Origin of the sequence: Labrys okinawensis (assembly GCF_002982075.1) — a bacterium.
GTDB lineage: Bacteria > Pseudomonadota > Alphaproteobacteria > Rhizobiales > Labraceae > Labrys > Labrys okinawensis_A.
This window is the reverse complement of sequence record NZ_PUEJ01000013.1, coordinates 53,885-73,226: the sequence shown is the minus strand read 5'-3', so window position 1 is coordinate 73,226 and position 19,342 is coordinate 53,885. Positions and strand designations below refer to the sequence as shown.

The window sequence follows — 19,342 nt, the reverse complement described above, 5'->3', positions numbered from 1 at the left end:
AGGACTCATCATGACCGCTTTGATGACCGCCGAACTCGCCTGGTACGCTACCGGCCGTTTCTACCGCGCCAATGATGGATCGCTGGCCGATTACGGCTACTTCCTGCATTTGCCGTTTGCGGATGCGCCGCTGTTCGACGGCAAGCCGTCGGAGACAAGTGCGCATTTCACCTTCGCCGCCACGCCGTTCAAGGCGGATGGGATCGACAATGGCGCGCTCTCGCTCGGACTCGACCCGGTCGGCCAATTCTCGCTGTATCTGCAGCGCCGGCCGGGGGCCACCTTTGCCGATCCGGCCTCCTTCGCACAGGGCGAATGCATCGCCACCTTCCGCCGCACCAGCCTCGTGGTCGGCACCACAGTCGCCGCTTCCCTCACATCAGCAAGCGGAGCCATCCTTGGCACCAATGTGTTTTCGGCGCGTCTGATCGCGAGCAATCCGTTCGAATTTGCCGGCAAGCTCTACGATCTTGCCCAGACTGTCGGCATGGGCATCACCCAGTTCGGAACGGCGGCGACCACGCCGGTCGCGCCGCCTCCTCCAGGCTATGATCTCGTCTTGCCTTTCACGGGATCGGCCATCGCCTTGGGTCGAGCCGGTTAGGCCGCCGATGATGACGCGGCGCTTCTGCGCGGGCAGGCGCGGGTGGTCGCTCCGCGCGAAGCGTTCAGCGTCTCAGGGCGGTGGCAAGATCATGAATGTGCCGGGCGCCGATGCCGCAGCATCCCCCGATCAGGGTGGCGCCCGCATCGGCCCATTCGCAGGCAAAGCGGGAATAGGCGGTCGCCGTCAGGTCCTCGCGCGTCCCGTGCAGGGTCTCGTTGGCGGCGCCATCTCCCTCCTGTTCTTCGAAGGCATTGGCATAGACACCGATTTCGATATCGGATTGCCGCTCGCGGAGGGCACGATTAGCCACGCGCACGGCCTTCCCCATCACCTCGGGCCTGCTGCAATTGAAGAGCAGGGCGCTTGCGCCCGATCCGGCCGCCCAGGCGGCGGCGTCGGCCACGCTTTCGCCGGAGCGCAGACGCGGTTCTGAGCTCTCCTCGCCCATCGCGTCGGCCAGTGTGAAGGAGACCCAGAACGGCTTGCCCGTGGCTGCAACGGCCCGGCGCACGGCTTCGCCTTCGGCGATCAGGCTGAGGGTTTCGCCGAGCCAGACATCGACATGGGGTGCGAGGCCGGCAACCAGCACTTCCAGATAGTCCTGGACGCGGGAAGGATCGAAGCGTTCGGGCTCATAGGAACCGAAGATCGGCGGCAGTGAACCCGCTACCAGCACCTTGCGGCCGGCCCTGCTATCGGCGGCCTGCCGTGCAAGCTGGCCGGCGAGGTTGGTCAGGGCAGGCGCCTGCTCACGAAAGCGCTGCTCGCCGATGTGAAAGGGAACCAGGGCGTAGCTGTTGGTGGTGATCACCTCCGCACCGGCCTCGATGAATTCGGCGTGAACCTGTCGGACGATGTCGGGCGCTTCCATCAAAGCGAGGGCGGACCATTCGGGCTGGCGCAATTCGGCGCCGAGGCGAAGCAGTTCCCGGCTCATACCGCCGTCGAGAATCCGGATCGTTCCGGGCATGGGGCGCACTCCAACGATGACGGACAAGCCAGTAGCCGTCATCGCGCCGAAGAACAAGGGTTGCTGAGGGAGCCGGGGAGGGCAGTCGCAAGTCTTGGCAGCGGCATGGCCGAGAAGCGATGGGCATTATGCTCCGCTGCAGCGGCGCGAGCCTCAATCGTTCGAGGCTTCGTTGGGAAGCAGCAACTCGTTGGTAAGAAATGCAACTTCGGTGCGGTTCTTGGCCTTGATCTTGCGCATGATATTGCGGATGTGAACCTTGACCGTGCTTTCGGTCATGTTGAGCTTGTGGGCGATGATCTTGTTCGGTTCGCCCTTGCGCACGCAGGCGATGATCGCCAATTGGCGTTCGGTGAAGTGCGGCCGCCCCTCGGCAGCCGGAGATTGGCCCTCGGTCGGGGCAGTAAGGCCCTGGCGCGCCGACAGCAGGCCGCTGGCGGGAACGAAGGTGCCGCCAACATTCACGATGCGAATTGCTTCAATGGCCACTTCCAGGCTGAGGCTCATGGTTACAAAGCCGCGCGCGCCCCGTTCCAAGGCGGAGACCATGGTGGCCGGATTGTCGATGTCGGACAGGATGACCACGCGCGCACCCGGCACGCTGGACAGGATGCGATCGAGCCCGGACTGGATGGCCCGGGCCGTGCCCTCTTCATTGGTAGCGCATAGCAGGATGATCGTCGAAGGGGCATGCGTGGAGGACGTCAGCCAATCGTCGATGGTGTCGTAGCCGACGGCTGCAAGATTTGCAGAGGAGGTCGTCAAGCACATCGTCAGACAATCGCGCCAGAAGGCACGCTTGTCGATTACACTAACGGGGATCCTCAAGTAACGCTCTCCCTCGTGTGCCAGACCGCTTTCACCGATCGATCTCACCTGCTTCCCCTCCTCCAATTGCGAAATAGGCAAGGACTTTCAGCAAAATGTCAAACTTCCAAATTCTCGCGACCGAAGACGAAGATAGTTTTCTTTTTGGAGAAATATTAGACTTGTCGCCGTCCTGAGCCAAGAAAGCAGGCTTGAAATGACTTGGATTCGACGCCGTTTCTTGACACCAGGGCAACCACCCACCGCCTGAGTGAGAAACACCATGGCGCCGGACTGCGATGTGCGATTTCGCACATTGCCTTCAGATCATGGCACGAGCGAGAACGGGCAGGATGGTACCAGCCATGCCCGGGGGGCGGCGGCTTCCCCGCATGGGGGGGCCACCTCTCGGGCGGCGTATGTTGGGCGGTGCGGTATCCCCCACGCCTTATGCAACGAATCTGATCGCCTGTTGATAGCGCTACGTCACTACCGGTGACGGACGGGGGCAGAGCAGCATCGATGGGCGCGCCGGATCGGCGCTAGAATCCGGATAAGGAGCGTGCACCACCGAGAAGATATACAGTATCGACGGGATTGGAGGCTTGCGGAAATACGATCGAACCTGTGGCGCCGCGCCCGGGCAAATCGCAAGGAGGGGGTAAGCTGCAGGCGCGAAGGCCAGGTCTTGCCGATACTGCTGAGGAGATACCATGAATAATACCCGTTTCGGCGAGGCCGGGACGGCACGAGCGAAACCCGTGGCGACATGGCCGCCCCGGGTTTCCATCATCGGCAGAATATATTCGATCTCAACCAGGCTCGCGACGGCGACTGTCAGGCTCGCTTGGGAAGCTCGTTACCAAAACTCGTCCAATGAGCCGTGTTCAGGATGCTACGTCCCTCGACTTCAATGTCACCATCGGCCGTCATCACGATTCGCACCGGTCCATAAGCCACCAGATCGATGGTGATCGTGCCGGTGTCGTCATCAATGGTGACCATCGATTGACTCTGTTGAACTTTAGGCATTACGTCGTGACCCTTGTTTATCATCGGTTCGACCCCACCGTTCGCGGGAATGGCGAAACATCGTCGTATCGAAGATTGAAACGGCTGCCGTTTCTTGACAGATACTCAACCGATCAACCTTTGTTGATTAGCGACTAACTAACACCAGACTGAAATGAACTCAGAGTGCTGCCGCTCTACTTTCGAGATTTAAAGAGACATTGAAGTATATAATCTAAGTCTTCAACCTATCGCGCCAGGCGCTCGCGAAGTAATCTAGGAACTAGCATCCCGCTACGTTTTGCACTATCATACCGCCCCGAGGTTTAGGGGGCGGCATATGAGAGCGCTCGACAAGATATATTATGATATTGTCGATGAGATTGGCAGTGTACCGACGTCTCGCGACGTAAAAGGGATGTTGAATCGCGTTGTTCAGAGTTATGGATTGCGCACAGCGGCTTATTTTGCTGTAAATATTCCTAGCTCTAATGGCGACGATCCCTATTTGGCTGTTACTTACTCCGATGATTGGGTTGAGCACTATAAGAGTGAAAATTACGTTAGAATAGATCCTGTTCTAAGGGAGGGGTTTTCGGCTGTCCTGCCCATTGACTGGCGCAAATTCGACCTGAAGGGATCGAAGCTCCGTGCCTTTTTCGGCGAGGCTGCCGAATTTGGGCTCGGGCGCCAGGGCCTGACCTTCCCTATCCGCGGCCGCCACGGCGAGCGCGCACTCTTCACCATCACCAGCGACGTCTCCGATCAGGAATGGGATCAGACGTTGGGAGCGTTCCAGCGCGACTTCCAGGTCTTGGCCTACCACATCCACAATGCCATCCTGCGGACGGAGGCCGTTGAAGAAGAGGAAGTCCATCTTTCTCCGCGTGAGATCGAATGCCTGAAATGGGTTGCCCGCGGCAAAACAGTCTCGGAAACTGCGACGATACTCTCCCTTTCGGATCGGACGGTGCGTTTTTACCTCGATCTGGCTCGAGCAAAACTGAATGCAACCAATGTTACTCATGCCGTCGCCAAGGCAATGAATATGAGCATTTTTTTCGGATCGAGGTAACCCGTCAAATACGCCGTATTTCTAAGGGAATAAGTGGCCAATAAATTCGAGCAGATTCCGACGGAGGGTCTGTTCGATGATTGAAGTCATTCAAAGTTACGAACGTCATTTACATACCGAAACCCTGGATGCACTTTACCAGATGCGTGCAAGGGTCTTTAAAGACAGGCTTGATTGGGACGTCAACGTTTCGAATGGTCGCGAAATCGATTATTTCGATGATTGCGACCCCGTTTACTTGATATCGCGAAATCAATACACGGGCCGTGTTGAAGGTGGTCTGCGCCTGTTGCCGACGACTGGTCCCAATATGCTGCGCGACGTCTTTTCAGTACTGCTGCCGGATGGCGAAATTGTGGAGAGCCCGCTGATTTGGGAAAGCTCTCGCTTTGCGATCGATCCGGATCTGGCAAGTGACGGCAGTCGCCGCCTGCATTCGGTCACGACCGAGCTGCTGTGCGGCATCGTCGAGGTCGGCATGCTTGCCGGCATCGATTTCGTGGTGTCCGTCTACGATGCGCGTATGGCCCGCATCTTCAAGCTCGCCAATTGTCCGGCGGATATCATTGGTGTACCCACCAGAATCGGCCGCGTGATGACCTATGCCGGTCTTTTCGAGATCAGCGAGGAGATGCGCGCCGGGATCGCTGCAGCCGGCCAGATCACTGGTTCGGTTCTGCGCTCCGAGACGCAGGTCCACGCGGTTGCGGCTTAAGCCGCAGTTACGGGTGGGTAGAGGCGTTCATTGAGCTGCGGCGCCTGGCTGCAGCTCCTTGCGATTGCCTCGCGGGTGCGAGCCGGATCCCTTCGCCAGGTTTCGGTAGCGCTTGCCGAGGTGTCATAGGCCTCAAAGGGTGCGGACCCTTTGCGTTCGTCTGTCCGGCGTATCGGCATAGTGGCCGGTGCCGCCCGTCAGTTCATTTCGACGATCGACCAATCGAGGCGCCGTGCTGCCACCGAGCCAGTGCGGTTCATAGCGGATCTCAGAGCGCGAATGCGCCAACATTTCGCTTCTTCGGCATCGCCACCGACGAAGCGGGGTGCCGTGTCGCCCCCGATGGCAAGATCGAATTCGAAATGGGTCGGCGGGTGAGCAAAGCCCGTGCCGAGCGCCTTCAGGCACGCCTCCTTGCGGGTCCAATTTTCGAAAAAGACGCTTTGCCGCTCCCCGGGCGGCAATGCGTCGAATTGCGTGCGCTCGGCAGGTGAGAACACTTGCAATGCGACGCCGTCCTCGATCGTGCGAACATGCTCGATGTCGATGCCGATCTCGAAATCGTTCGCGACGGCGAGGGCTGCCCTATTGTCGCTATGGCTCAGATTGAAGCAGATCCGCCATTCCGAGGGCTGGGTGGTGCAGAAGGGCTTGCCTTCGTCGCCATAGCCGAATCCGACCGCTTGCGGGGACATTGCGAGGTAATCGGCGAGAATTTGCCTGAGCCTCCCGCGCGCTGCCACGAAGCGGCGACGATGCCGTTCGAAGCGGAATTTATCGGCGCGCACGCGTTCCTCTTCCGACAAAATCTCCCAGTTGCGGTCGAGGCTACCCTCGTCGGCGTCGAGATCCCATTGCCAGACATGAACGTCCCGGGAAGCGGGTGGAGTGGGCGGACGAGGGGGCATCGAAAGCTTGGCTTCTACTGGCACGGCGATTGATTGATTCTAGAGGATCAGCATTGAGCTCGGCGCGCAACTTTTCCCGTGTGGAACGGTCGCTGCGAAGCGTCCGCCGTCGCTCCCACCTTTAGAGCCGGAGCGTACGGCTATCGGCTTAGTGGTGTGCGCCCGCGGGATCGATAGGCGCTACTCCTTTTGGTCCGAGTTTGCCTATCGGGTGGGGGAGGGGCATTCAATTTCCCGAATTGAGGCGGTGATCTTCGAACACTACAATAATGGCAGTGTTTCGTTGGATGGGTTCTTTGGGTCTGCATTGAGCTTCAGCTGTTTTCTTGCCTGCCGCAAACCCTCATTTTGGTTGGGCGCAGTCAGGGAAGCGTAGGGAGCCTACCACTCCAATAATTCCTTCGTAGAAGGTAATATACCCTGTAAGTTCGAAAATCTACCTGTGAAGATTTTTTCGTTTCACGGTAAAATCACGCAGAATTTCGAAACATAAGTTCGCATGGATATTGAGATATTGCTCGCTCATATCTGGACGGAGAAAGGCAATAGCTGACCTGGGAATGTTCGACTCAATTACGGGGCTGGTTTGCCGGGGAATGTGCGAAAGCGCACGCGACGCATTCGAAAGCCGGAGTACTCCGGTTCGCGCTCTATCGTGACTCGGCACCTCTCGCCGCCCCAGGAGTCGAAGGAAAGCAAAGAATATCACATTCGAGCTGCAGGGCGCCGGTAGCGGCGTCTTGGCGGCGTGCCTGCGGCAGAGCGATCTTCCGGGGCGGTTGTTACACGATTTTGCATGGGGGCTCCGTGAAGGCGTTTCAGACCAATCTTTCCGTCCATCAATTGATCAGCGAGCAGGCCGCGCTTCGCCCGGATAGCCTCGCGGTGACCTGCGACGGCGTTTCGATCACCTTCGGCGAATTGAACGCTCGTGCCAACCAGCTCGCTCACCGCCTGCTCAAGATGGGGGTGAAGCCCAACACGCTGGTCGCCATCGGCCTGGAGCGGTCGATCGACATGGTCGTGGGCATGCTGGGCATCATGAAATCCGGTGCCGCCTATCTGCCGCTCGATCCGAGCTATCCACGCGAGCGGCTGACCTTCACGCTGGAGGATGCCAAGCCGCTGGCATTCGTGACCACGACCACGGGCCGTCCGACGCTGCCGCCGAGCGACCTGCCGATGATTTTGCTGGATCAGGATGCCGGCAGTCTCGGCGCCGAACCGGTTACCAATCCGGACATAGCGATCGATCCCCAGTCGCTCATTTACGTCATCTATACGTCGGGCTCCACCGGCCGCCCGAAGGGTTGCAGGCTGTCGCACCACAATGTCGTGCGGCTCTTCCATGCAACCGACCATTGGTTCGGCTTCGGTCCCGAGGATGTGTGGACCTTCTTCCATTCGCATGCCTTCGACTTTTCCGTGTGGGAAATCTGGGGAGCGCTGGTCTATGGCGGGCGTGTGGTGGTGGTGCCCCACCGGGTCAGCCGCTCGCCCGAGGATTTCCTGGACCTGCTCGTCCGGGAAAAAGTGACCGTGCTCAACCAGACGCCCTCCGCCTTCCGCACCTTGATCGAAGTGGACCGGCGCCGGCCGGAGGCATCCGTCTTGGCTCTGCGCTACGTGATTCTCGGCGGCGAAGCGCTGGAGTTCCAGATGCTGCGCCCCTGGTTCAACCGCTATGGTGATACCAAGCCGCGCATCATCAATATGTATGGCATCACCGAAACCACCGTCTTCGTGACCTACCGCCCGGTGTCTGCGGCCGAACTCGACGGCACCAGGGCGAGCCTGATCGGTGTGCCGATCCCCGATCTGACCGTGCATGTGCTCGACGAGAACCGCAAGCCTGTGCCGGTGGGCGAGGAAGGCGAGATCTATGTCGGCGGGGAGGGAGTCTGCCTCGGTTATCTCAACCGTCCCGAGCTGACGGCAGAGCGTTTCATCGATTGGCGTCCCTCGGACGATCAGCCCGTCGAAAAGCTATACAAGACCGGCGATCTCGTCCGGCGTACGGCGGATGGCGATCTCGAATATCTCGGGCGCAGCGATCATCAGGTGAAGATCCGCGGCTTCCGCATCGAGACCGGGGAAATCGAAAATCAGCTCATGCGCCACCCGGCCGTAACGGCTTGCGCCGTGATTGCTCGCACGGACGGCCCTGGCGAGGCGAAGCTGGTCGCCTATATCGTGCCTTCGGCAACGCCTGCGGATGCCGCTACCCTGAAGGCGCATCTGGCGCAGACGCTGCCGGACTACATGCTTCCCTTCGCCTTCGTCGATCTCGGCGAATTGCCGATGACCGAGAATGGCAAGCTCGACCGCAAGGCGCTGCCGAGCCCGACTTTTACCACCAGTCCGATCGTGCCCGAGGCGCGCGACGAGCTTGAACAGAAGATTGCGGCCATCTGGTCGCGGGTTCTGTCCGTGCCCGACGTCAGCACCAAGGTCAACTTCTTCGACCAGGGCGGCAGTTCACTGCAGATCCTCACGGTTCTCGCCGAAATCCAGGAAAGCATCCATCCCGAGCTTCGCCTGAGCGATGTGTTCGAGCGTCCCACCATCGCGGCTCTCGCCAATTTCATCCGCTCGAGCACCGCGCCTGCCGCGGCCCCTGCGGCCAGGCCCGAAAATCTGCGCGCCCGCCAGCAGGCGGAGGCGCTCCAGCGCATGCGCCAACGCCAAATGGGAGCGGCAAGGTGAGCTCCATCTCCGACCCTCCGCTCAACGCCATCGCGGTGATCGGCATGGCGGGCCGTTTTCCCGGCGCCCGTTCTGTCGGTGAGTTTTGGCAGAACCTGCGCAACGGCGTGGAATCGATCACCCGTTTCGAGGACAGCGAACTCGAAGATACCTTCGGGCCGGACGTTCGGCGCGCGCCCAATTTCGTACGGGCCCGGCCGATCCTGTCCGATGTCGAATATTTCGACGCAGAGTTCTTCGGCATGTATCCGCGCGAGGCGGAACTGACAGACCCGCAGCATCGCGTCTTCCTCGAATGCGCCTGGGAAGCGCTCGAGGATGGCGGCTATGATCCGGCTAGCTATCCTGGCAGCATCGGCGTCATCGCCGGCTGCAGCATGAACACATATTTCCTCCATCATGTCGTCGGCAATCGCGACGTCTCGGAGGACTTCACCAACGCCTTCCAGGTCGGGCAATACCCGATGCTGCTTGGCGCCAGCCGGGAGTTCCTGGCGACGCGTGTATCCTACAAGTTCAACCTGAACGGCCCGAGCTTCAGCCTGAATACGGCCTGCTCGACCTCGCTGATGGCTATCGCGCAGGCTTGCCAGCAATTGCTGCTGTTCCAGAGCGACATGGTCATTGCCGGCGGCGTTTCCATCACCTTCCCTCAAAAGCGCGGCTATCTGACCCAGGAAGGCGGCATGGTGTCGGAGGATGGGCGCTGCCGCCCCTTCGACGCCGATGCCCGGGGCACCGTCTTCGGCAGCGGCGCCGGTGCCGTGCTGCTGAAGCGGCTTGAGGACGCGCTTGCCGACGGGGATCACATCTATGCCGTGGTGCGCGGCAGTGGCGTCAATAATGACGGTTCCGCCAAGGTCGGCTATACCGCACCGAGCTCGGAAGGGCAGGCCGCCGCCATCATGATGGCGCATGCCAATGCCGGGGTAGACCCCCGCTCGATCAGCTATGTCGAATGCCACGGTACCGCGACGCCACTCGGAGACCCGATCGAGATTGCAGGCCTGACAAAGGCCTTCCGGGCCACCGGCGACGACGGCAGGCAGTATTGCGCGATCGGCTCGGTGAAGAGCAATGTCGGGCATCTGGATGCGGCGGCCGGTGTGGTCGGCTTCATCAAGACGGCGCTCAGCCTCGAAAATCGCCAACTGCCGGCAACCCTGCATTTCAAGACGCCCAATCCGCGCCTCGGCATCGAGGACAGTCCGTTCTTTGTCAATGCGGCGCTGACGGACTGGCAGGAGGGCCCCGAGCCGCGCCGTGCGGGTGTCAGCGCTTTCGGCGTTGGCGGCACCAATGTGCATGTGGTGCTGGAAGAGGCGCCGTCGCTGGAGCCGCGTGCTGTGGGCCGGGATGTCGAAGTCCTTACCCTGTCGGCGCGAAGCGAATCCGCCCTGGCCAAGGCCCGCGCCGAGCTGGCTGGCCGGCTGGCCGCCAATCCGGCTCTGGAGCTTGCGGATGTCGCCCATACGCTGCAGGTGGGGCGCAAGGCCTTCGACTATCGTTGGTCGGTGGCCTGCAGCGATAGGACGGCGGCTGTCGCTGCTCTGAACGACCCGGCTGCTCGGGCCTTCAAGGCCGTCAGCGATGCGGGCGTCGTGTTCATGTTCCCCGGACAGGGATCGCAATATCCCGATATGGGGAGGGGCCTTTATGAAGCCGAAGCAGGCTTCCGGGCCGACATCGACCGTTGTGCGGCGATCCTGCGCCCTCATCTGGATTGCGATCTCAAGGAAGTGCTCTATCCCGCCAAGCGCGAGGCCGACGATCACAAGCGCCTGGCGGCCACCTGCTATGCACAGCCGGCGATCTTCACGGTCGAGTATGCCTTGGCGCGGCTGTGGATCAGCCGGGGGATCGTGCCCAGCGCGATGATAGGGCACAGCGTCGGTGAATTCGTCGCGGCCTGCCTTGCCGGGGTCTTTACGCTCGAAGAGGTGCTGCCGCTCGTTGCGGCCCGTGGCCGCCTGATGCAGGACCTCCCGCCGGGGGGAATGCTCGCGGTAAGGTTGTCCGAGGCCGAACTTGCGCCTTTGCTGGGCGCCGATCTTGCCATCGCCGCCATCAACGGCCCTGCTCTGTGTGTCGCAGCCGGGCCGGACGATGCCGTCGATGCGCTGGAAGCGCAGCTGAAGGCGCGTGGTGTCGTCAGCCGCCGGCTGCACACCTCGCATGCCTTCCACTCTCCCATGATGGATCCGATCATCACGCCCTTCACCGAGGAAGTGCGCAAGATCGGGCTGAAGGCGCCGACCATTCCCTATGTCTCCGGCGTCACGGGCCAATGGATCACGGGTGAAGCGGCGACATCCCCCGATTATTGGGCTCGTCATTTCCGCGAGCCGGTCCGTTTTGCCGACGGCCTGTCGCTCCTGCTCGGGGACACAGCGGCGGTCCTGCTCGAAGTCGGTGCCGGCAACACCTTGACCACACTGGCTCTGCAGGGTGCTGCAAGGGGCAGGGCGGTGGTTTCCTGCCTGCCCGACGCGGCGCGCGAGCGGCCCGACCTGGAGACCATGGCCGAGGCCCTGGGCCGGTTGTGGACTGCCGGCGCGGCCGTCGACTGGACCTTGCAGTCGAGCCGACCCACACGGCGCAGAGTGTCCCTGCCGACCTATCCTTTCGAACGCAAGCGCTACTGGATCGAACCGCCGGTGCGCGAGACAGCGCCTGCGGCCAGTCCGCAAGCTATTCCACGATCCGAAGCGGCGCTTTCCCAAAATGCGCCGCCCGCCGCGATCCTCCCAATGCCGCTCCCCGAGCAAACCGTGATGTCCGACATGACCGCCCGCACCGACACCATCAAGGCCGCCATCATCTCGATCTTCGCCGATCTGTCCGGCGAGGACGTGGCTTCCGCCGAACCCGGCACGACCTTCTTGGAAATGGGTTTCGATTCCCTGTTCCTCACCCAGGCTGCCCAGGAATTGTTGAACAAGTTCGGCCTCAAGGTCACCTTCCGTGCCCTTCTGGGGGACCTCGGCAGCATCGAGGCCCTGACAGAACATGTTGCAGCGGCGTTGCCGCCCGAGAAGTTCGCACCGGCCCCCATCGAAGCTGCGCCGGTCCCGGCAGCGGCGGCGCCGGCCGTTGCTCCGGCGCCTGCCGTCGTTTCTCCGGTCGTCCAGCCAGCGCCGCTTCTTCCGGCAGCGATCCCGCTCGCCGGCACGGGCGCCGGGGCGGAGGGCCTGATGCGCGACCAGTTGCAGGTCATGGCCCAGCTGATGCAGCAACAGCTCGAGGTGTTGCGCGGCGGTGCGGTTTTGCAGGCGCCGGCCGTCCAGGCCGTCATGGCTCCGCCCGTCGCCGCGGCAGCGGCGCCGCTTCAGGCCGAAGTCGTTCCGCAGCCTGCCGCGGTGCCCAGGGCCGATGCGGCTCCGGTCAAGGAACTGCCCTCGCGCTTCGGCGTCTACAAGAACAGCCAGAAGTCGCAGGACCAGGGGCTGGATGCCCGCCAGCGCAGCCATATCGAGGCGCTGACCTCGCTTTGGAACACCCGCAGTCCCGGCTCAAAACAGTTGACGCAGGACTACCGCAACGTCCTTGCCGACCCCCGCGCCGCTTCCGGCTTCAATCCGGACTGGAAGGAGATGGTCTATCCCGTGATCGCGGCCCGCTCGAAAGGCTCGCGCATCTGGGACGTCGACGGCAACGAATATATCGACCTGGTCAACGGCTATGGCCAGACGATGTTCGGCCATGCCCCCGATTTCGTGGTCGAGGCGGTCGACCGGCAGTTGCAGGAAGGCTTCGCCATCGGTCCGCAATCCGCCAGGGCCGGCAAGGTTGCGGCTCTCTTCTGCGAGATGACCGGCAATGAACGCGCCACTTTCTGCAACACCGGTTCGGAAGCGGTGATGGCCGCCATGCGCGTGGCGCGTACGGTCACCGGGCGCAAGCGCGTCGTCATGTTCGCCGGCGACTATCACGGCCAGTTCGACGAAGTTCTGGTCAGGGGACAGGTCCGTCAGGGCGAACATCGCTCCCTTCCGGTCGCGCCGGGTATTCCGCCGCAGTCGGTGGAGAATGTCACCGTTCTGGAATATGGCGCCGAGGAGGCTCTTGCCTGGATCCGCGAGCATGCCGGCGAACTCGCCGCCGTGGTGGTCGAGCCGGTGCAAAGCCGCCGTCCGGACCTGCGCCCCGTCGAATTCCTCAAGCAGGTTCGCGCCATTACCGAAGCCTCCGGCACGGCGCTGGTGTTCGACGAGGTCGTGACGGGTTTCCGCATGCATCCCGCCGGCATGCAGCATCTGTTCGACATCAAGGCTGATCTCGCCTGCTACGGCAAGGTGGTCGGCGGTGGTCTGCCGGTCGGCGTGCTGGCCGGCAAGGCGAGCTTCATGGATGCGCTGGACGGCGGCGCCTGGCGCTATGGCGACGACTCCTATCCGGAAGTCGGCGTCACCTTCTTTGCCGGCACTTTCGTCCGCCATCCGCTGGTCCTGGCCGCGCTCGAGGCCGTGCTCGAGCATCTGAAAGCCAGGGGACCAGCCCTGCAGGAGGAGGTCTCGGCCCGGATGGGGCGTCTGGTCGAACAGCTGTCGCGCTGTTTCACCGAATGCGGCCTGTCCCTGCCGGTCCCAAGCTATGGCAGCCTGTTCTACATCAATCCGAGCCATGACTACCGTTTCGGCAGCCTGCTCTACTATCATCTGCGTGCCCGCGGCATCTATGTGCACGAGGGCTTCCCCTGCTTTCTCACCACCGAGCATACGGACGAGGATGTCGCTCGGATCGTGCAGGCTTTCCGCGAGAGCATCGAGGCCATGCAGGCCGACGGCATGCTTCCTGGCGGTCCTCCGCTTTCAGGCGGTGACGACAAGACCGAAGCGGCAGCAAAGGCGGCTGCCATCACGGGGCCGATTGCACCGACCGCTTCCCAGACAGAAGTTTGGCTGTCGGCACAGCTTGGCGACGAGGCCTCCTGTGCCTTCAACGAGTCGATCAGCCTGAGTTTCGATGGTCCCCTCGATGAAGTGGCTCTACGGGCATCCCTCAACGACGTCATCGCGCGCCACGATGCCCTGCGCATCCACTTCGATGCGACAGGCACCCGCATGAGCTTTGCACCCGAGCTCCATCTCGACCTGCCGCTCGTGGATGTTTCCGGGGAAGCCTCGCCGCAGCAGGCTCTGAAGGCGCGGATCGAACAGGATGCCAGGACCGCCTTCGATCTCGTTGGCGGGCCCCTTGTCCGCGGCGAACTGGTTCGGCTCTCGCCGGACCGGCACGTCCTCGTCTTCACCGCCCATCACATCGTCTGCGACGGCTGGTCCGTCAATGTGCTGATCGGCGAACTCTCGGAGTTCTATCGCGCCAGAGTCGAGAATAGTCAGCCCGTGCTGGCCGAACCGCTCCCCTTCAGCAGCTATGCCCAGACCGTGCAGGAAGTGGCCGATGACGAAGCCTATTGGGTCGGGCAGTTCCGCACCGCGCCGCCGCCTCTCGAATTGCCCAGCGATCGCGCGCGGCCGCCGATCAAGACCTTCAATGGCGGCTCGGTCCAGTTCGCCATCGAAAGGCCGCTCTATGAGGCGGTCCGCAAGGCCGGGGCCAAACGGGGCAGCACCCTGTTTGCCACGCTGCTCGCTGCCTTCGAGATCCTGATGGGGCGCCTTGCCGGCCAGAATGAAGTGGTTGTCGGCATACCGGCGGCTGGCCAATCCCTGGTGGAGGATGATCGGGCGCTGGTCGGGCATTGCGTCAATCTGCTGCCGCTGCGTGCGAATTGGCAGGACGGCACGAGCTTTGCCGAGTTTCTGGCCCAAACCAAGCAGAGCGTGCTCGAGGCCTATGACCATCGCAGTTGCACGCTCGGCACCATCCTGCGCAAGCTGACGCTCCCGCGCGATGCCAGCCGGCTCCCGCTTGCCGAGGTGCAGTTCAATCTGGAACGCCTGGGCGGAGACCTGGCTTTTCCGGGCCTGACGACTGAGGTCGTCCCCAACCCTAAGCGCTTCTCCACCTTCGATCTCTTCGCGAATGTGACGGAATCCGCCAACGGCTTGCGCATTGATTGCGACTACAATGCCGATCTCTTCGACGAGGCTACGATCCTCCGCTGGCTGGGGCATTACCGCACCTTGCTGCAGGCGATCGCCGACGACGTCACGACGCCGATCGAGCGTTTGCCGTTGCTGGCCCCCGGCGATGTGCCTGCCTCCCTGGCCGGGCCCTCCCTGCCGGCACCTTCCGATCCAAGCCTGCTCACCATTCATGGGCTGATCGAGGCACAGACGGCGGTCAATCCGGAGGCCGTGGCGGCACTCTTCGAGGACCAGCAACTCACCTATGGTGATCTCGACCGGCGGGCCGGCCAGCTCGCGGCGCATCTGCACGATCTCGGTCTCGGGAGGGGCGCCCGTGTCGCCGTACTGGTCGATCGCTCGCTCGATATGCTCGTCTCGCTGCTGGCGGTGCTGAAGGCGGGCTGCGCCTATGTCCCGCTTGCCACCAATCACCCGGCAGCTCGCCTCAATGGCATTCTGGCCGAGGCCGACGTCGCAGCCGTGGTAACTCAGGCGGCCTATGAAGACATCGCTTCGGCCGCGCCCATGACGATCCTGGTCGATCGCGACCGCGATGCGATTGCCGCACGCCAGCCCTTGCCCACCTCAGGCGCCAGGGTGGCAGGCGAGGATCTCGCTTATGTCATCTTCACCTCCGGCTCGACGGGCAAGCCCAAGGGGGTCGAAGTAACGCACGCCAGCGTCGCCAACTTCCTGGCCTCGATGCGCCAGGTGCCTGGCTTCACTGCCGAAGACCGGCTGCTGGCGGTCACCACGATCTCCTTCGACATCGCGGCGCTCGAGCTCTATCTGCCGCTGGCTTGCGGCGGCAGCGTGGTCATTGCGCCTCAGAGCGAGACGGCGGATGGCCAGGCCTTGCTGAGGCGGTTGCAAGACTGTGGTGCCACGGTGATGCAGGCCACCCCGATCACCTGGGTGATCCTGCTGGAATCCGGCTTCAAGCCCTCGCCGAAGCTGAAGATGCTCTGTGGTGGCGAGGCGTTGCCGCGCAGCTTGGCGGATCAGTTGGTCCAGAATGGCGGCGAGCTTTGGAATATGTACGGCCCGACCGAGACGACGATCTGGTCGTCGGTTGCCCATATCCATCCGGGTCCGGATCCGATCACGGTTGGCCATCCTATCGCCAACACGCAGTTTCATGTGCTCGACAAGTTCGATCGCGTGCAGCCGCTCGGCGTGGTGGGTGAACTCCATATCGGTGGAGACGGCGTCGCCCGCGGCTATTTCCGCCGCCCCGACCTGACAGCCGAAAAGTTCATTGCGGACAATGTTTCGGGAATGCCCGGCGCGCGGCTCTATCGCACGGGAGATCTCGCCCGCCTCATGCCGGGTGGCCGTCTCCAACTTCTGGGGCGCAACGACCATCAGGTGAAGCTGCGTGGTTTCCGTATCGAACTCGGCGAGATCGAGGCCGCGATCGGAAAGGCCGGTCTCGACGTCAATGCGGTGATCCTGCGCGAAGACAATCCGGGAGATCCCAGGCTCGTGGCCTATTACGAGGCCCCTGCATCCAGCGCACCGAGCATCGAGGCTCTTCGCAATGCCCTTGGCCGGGACCTGCCCGATTACATGATACCCAGCCAGTGGGTTCGCCTGGACACGATGCCGCGTGGGTCGAGCGGCAAGCTCGATCGGCGCGCCCTGCCCAAGCCAAGCGAGTCGACCGCAACCGAGCTGTCGACCAGCTATGTCGCACCCGGCAATCAGGCCGAGTCCATCCTGGCCGGGATCTGCGCCGAGGTTCTCGGCCAGGCGAGGGTCAGCGTGGCGGACGATCTGCTCATGCTTGGAGCCGACTCGATCCATATCTTCCAGATCGTGGCGAGGGCGAACCAGGCTGGCCTGAGCCTGTCGGCCAAAACTCTGCTGCAGCATCGCACCATCGCCAAGGCGGCGGCTACGCTCGCTGGGGTGTCGCCGGCCGAGGAACCTTCGGATCTCCCGCAACTCGTTCGCGTCGCCAGGAGTAGCCGTCGTGTTGCCGCCAACGCCCTGCAATCTCCGGAACGGTGAAGCCGATGGCTGGTTTTGAAACAAGCAGCGACGTCGGTATGGGCTCCCAGGGTGCCGGCACGGACCTCTACGCCTTTCCTTGTTCCCTGGCCCAGGCCCGCTTCTGGATCCTGGACCAGATCACGCCGGAGGACCCGGCCCTGAACGTTGCGGTGCGGTGGCGCCTGCTGGGCCGGCTGGATGTCGGCGCGCTCCAGCAGGCGCTGAATGCGGTGATCGATCGACACGAGATCTTGCGCACCAGCTATCGCGATGTCGACGGCGAACCCGAGCAACTCGTTCATCCCGAAGCGACCATCCAACTCCCGGTCATCGACCTGACCCTGCTGCCGGAAGCGAGCCGTCATGAGGAAAGGGAGCGGATCAGCCAGATCGAGGCGCGCAAGCCTTTCGATCTTGCGCAGGTGCCCAATCTTCGCGCGACCCTGCTCAAAGTCGCGAACGATGAGCACATCATCCTGGTCACCATCCACCACATCGCCTGCGATGGCTGGTCTGTGGGGATCATCGCGCGTGACATGATGGAGTTCTACCAGGCCCGGCTGCGATTGCGGGCCCCCAGACTAGCCGACCTTCCTTTGCAATACGCCGATTTCGCGGTGTGGCAGACCGAATGGATGAAGGTGAACGCCCTGAAGAGCGAGCGGGCCTATTGGACCTCGCAACTGGCCGGGTTCAAGCGCTTCGATCCGCCCTCCGACAAGCCGCGTGGGGGAACGGGGGCCGCGCCGTCCCTCATTCTCGGGCGCCAGCTGCCCCGCACATTGACCGATGCGATGTCGGCCTTGGCGACGGCGGAAGGCTGTACGTTCTTCATGGTCGGGGCGGCCGCACTGATATGTCTGCTGTATCGCCGCAGCGGCTCCGAGGACATTACGATCGGTACGCAGATCGCGGGGCGAGACCGTATCGAACTCAACGACATCGTCGGGCCCTTCATCAACACCGTGCCCCTGCGCGCCAGGATCGCCGGCAATCAGAGTTTCCGCCAGGTGCTGGCGCAGATGCATGACGTCATCGAGGGGGCGTTGCTCAACCAGCATATGCCGATCGAAGACATTATCGCCATCGCCAAGCCTACGCGCGAGCCCGGCCGTAATCCGTTGTTCTCAGTCAATCTGATCTGCCAGCGCTCGTTCATACCGACCGATGAACGCCCGGAACTCAGCCTGGTCGATATGCCGTCCGTTTCGCCGGGCGCCCTTTACGATCTGAATTTCTTCTTCGTAGAGCGCCCCGATGGCTGGCGCATGTCCTGTGAATACGACACCTCGCTCTACAACCAGGAAACGGTGGAAGGATATCTGGCCCAGTTGCAGGATCTGCTCGGCGGCTTCGTCGCCGATCTGGATCGGCCGATAGGCGAGCGAGCCAGCCCGGCGCCGCTTCCCATGCCGGCTCAGGAGCCGATACCCACGCGCCCGACCATGGCTCCCGATGGCCATGTGCGCGTCGAGGCCGAGCTTGCGGATATTTGGGTCAATATCCTCAAGGTGCCGATCCTCAATCCGAAGGACAATTTCTTCGCGCTTGGCGGACATTCACTCTCTGCGTTCCGCATGCTTTCGCGCGTCGAGAAGGTTTTCGGCAAGCGCATTTCCTTTGACGAACTGCATAGCCACCCCACCATCGGCGAGTTGGCAAAGCTCCTGGGCGGCCCCGTAACCACCGAGGCGAAGGGAGCGGTGGTCATGCAGCCGCATGGCGCGAGCACGCCGATCTTCGCCTTGCACGACACCTTCATCTACCAGGAACTGGTCAACCATTTGGGGGAAGATCAGCCCTTCATTTCGATCCCCTTGCCGGCTTTCGCCGAGGGAGGAGCGCAAACCAGCCGGGAAGAGATGGTGGAGCACTGCGTGCGCATCATCGAGGAGGCACGCCCGCAGGGCCCCTATATCCTGCTCGGCTTCTGCGCCGCAGCTCGGCTCAATGTCGCTGTCGCACGCCGCCTGATCGAGAAGGGCCACACGATCGAGCTGTTCGTGACGCTCGACGCCTGGGCCCCGGGCTATTCGAAGCGTCAGTCACGGCTGAAGGGGATGCTGGGGCGATACTCCTATCAGATCCAGTCTGGCCTCTATTATGCCCGTTGCCTTCTCGGCGGCGCGGAGGAGCGCCGGCATGCCTTGAGGCGCATTCGGCTCTTCTTGCAAGCCGTGTTCGGCCGCAAATCCTTCGAGGACGGGCCGGACGAAGACGCCCGGATCGGCCATTGGGTGATCGAAGCCGGCCGGGACGAGGACGGCACACCTTTGCCCATGCCGATCCTTGCCTTTCACAATGAGAACATGCCGCTCGGCTATTTTCTCGACAGAACCATGGGTTGGAGCGCTTTGACCTCCAAAGGCGTCACCATGGTCCCTGTGGCTGCAACCCATGAGGAACTCATCCGCCGCACCGCTTCCAGGGTGATCGGTGACGTCATCAAGGCCACGCTCAAACAGAATTCCGGTCGCTGAGGATCTCCATGCCAGCCTCTTTCATCCGATTGC

General features: G+C 62.4%; 10 protein-coding genes. 6 read left to right on the top strand and 4 right to left on the bottom strand.

The features are described from left to right. Positions 1-10 precede the first annotated feature (10 nt). The gene (locus tag C5L14_RS26690; protein WP_105865100.1) at positions 11-604 is read left to right on the top strand and encodes a hypothetical protein; all 594 of its coding nucleotides are present in this window, start codon (positions 11-13) and stop codon (positions 602-604) included. Between the two features lie 64 nt (positions 605-668). Here C5L14_RS26690 and C5L14_RS26685 read toward each other — a convergent pair whose 3' ends face one another. From C5L14_RS26685 to C5L14_RS30500, 3 genes are all read right to left on the bottom strand, one after another. Further along, the gene (locus C5L14_RS26685; protein WP_105865099.1) at positions 669-1,577 is read right to left on the bottom strand and encodes a homocysteine S-methyltransferase family protein; all 909 of its coding nucleotides are present in this window, start codon (positions 1,575-1,577) and stop codon (positions 669-671) included. A gap of 153 nt (positions 1,578-1,730) precedes the next feature. Next, positions 1,731-2,342: a LuxR C-terminal-related transcriptional regulator gene (locus tag C5L14_RS26680; protein WP_181161348.1), complete on the bottom strand. Its 612-nt coding sequence runs from the start codon at positions 2,340-2,342 to the stop codon at positions 1,731-1,733. A gap of 879 nt (positions 2,343-3,221) precedes the next feature. Then, on the bottom strand, positions 3,222-3,389 hold the full coding sequence (locus C5L14_RS30500) for a hypothetical protein (protein WP_156771738.1): 168 nt from the start codon (positions 3,387-3,389) through the stop codon (positions 3,222-3,224). 346 nt (positions 3,390-3,735) lie between these two features. Here C5L14_RS30500 and C5L14_RS26670 point away from each other — a divergent pair, with 346 nt between their 5' ends. Further along, the gene (locus C5L14_RS26670; protein WP_082980089.1) at positions 3,736-4,470 is read left to right on the top strand and encodes a LuxR family transcriptional regulator; all 735 of its coding nucleotides are present in this window, start codon (positions 3,736-3,738) and stop codon (positions 4,468-4,470) included. Between the two features lie 76 nt (positions 4,471-4,546). Beyond that, the gene (locus C5L14_RS26665) at positions 4,547-5,185 is read left to right on the top strand and encodes an acyl-homoserine-lactone synthase (protein ID WP_105865096.1); all 639 of its coding nucleotides are present in this window, start codon (positions 4,547-4,549) and stop codon (positions 5,183-5,185) included. Positions 5,186-5,382: 197 nt separating this feature from the next. Here C5L14_RS26665 and C5L14_RS26660 read toward each other — a convergent pair whose 3' ends face one another. Further along, entirely contained in the window at positions 5,383-6,093 is a 711-nt protein-coding gene (locus C5L14_RS26660) for a 4'-phosphopantetheinyl transferase family protein (RefSeq protein WP_105865095.1), read from the bottom strand. Positions 6,094-6,900: 807 nt separating this feature from the next. Here C5L14_RS26660 and C5L14_RS26655 point away from each other — a divergent pair. Genes C5L14_RS26655 through C5L14_RS26645 form a run of 3 tightly spaced genes read left to right on the top strand, consistent with a single transcriptional unit; the run spans position 6,901 to position 19,309 of the window. Further along, complete coding sequence (locus tag C5L14_RS26655) at positions 6,901-8,799, top strand: amino acid adenylation domain-containing protein (RefSeq protein ID WP_146127028.1); 1,899 nt, start codon at positions 6,901-6,903, stop codon at positions 8,797-8,799. After that, complete coding sequence (locus tag C5L14_RS26650) at positions 8,796-16,847, top strand: hybrid non-ribosomal peptide synthetase/type I polyketide synthase (RefSeq protein ID WP_105865093.1); 8,052 nt, start codon at positions 8,796-8,798, stop codon at positions 16,845-16,847. Before C5L14_RS26655 ends, C5L14_RS26650 begins: the two co-directional genes overlap by 4 nt. 5 nt (positions 16,848-16,852) lie before the next feature. Then, positions 16,853-19,309, top strand: a complete 2,457-nt coding sequence (locus C5L14_RS26645; RefSeq protein WP_105865092.1) for a condensation domain-containing protein — start codon at positions 16,853-16,855, stop codon at positions 19,307-19,309. Positions 19,310-19,342: the final 33 nt, after the last annotated feature.

Bases quoted from the DNA above. Each gene is read 5' to 3' on its own strand.
- C5L14_RS26690 (WP_105865100.1), top strand. From the start codon at position 11: ATGACCGCTTTGATGACCGCCGAACTCGCCTGGTACGCTACCGGCCGT.
- C5L14_RS26665 (WP_105865096.1), top strand. From the start codon at position 4,547: ATGATTGAAGTCATTCAAAGTTACGAACGTCATTTACATACCGAAACC.
- C5L14_RS30500 (WP_156771738.1), bottom strand. From the start codon at position 3,389: ATGGTCACCATTGATGACGACACCGGCACGATCACCATCGATCTGGTG.
- C5L14_RS26645 (WP_105865092.1), top strand. From the start codon at position 16,853: ATGGCTGGTTTTGAAACAAGCAGCGACGTCGGTATGGGCTCCCAGGGT.
- C5L14_RS26670 (WP_082980089.1), top strand. From the start codon at position 3,736: ATGAGAGCGCTCGACAAGATATATTATGATATTGTCGATGAGATTGGC.
- C5L14_RS26685 (WP_105865099.1), bottom strand. From the start codon at position 1,577: ATGCCCGGAACGATCCGGATTCTCGACGGCGGTATGAGCCGGGAACTG.
- C5L14_RS26660 (WP_105865095.1), bottom strand. From the start codon at position 6,093: ATGCCCCCTCGTCCGCCCACTCCACCCGCTTCCCGGGACGTTCATGTC.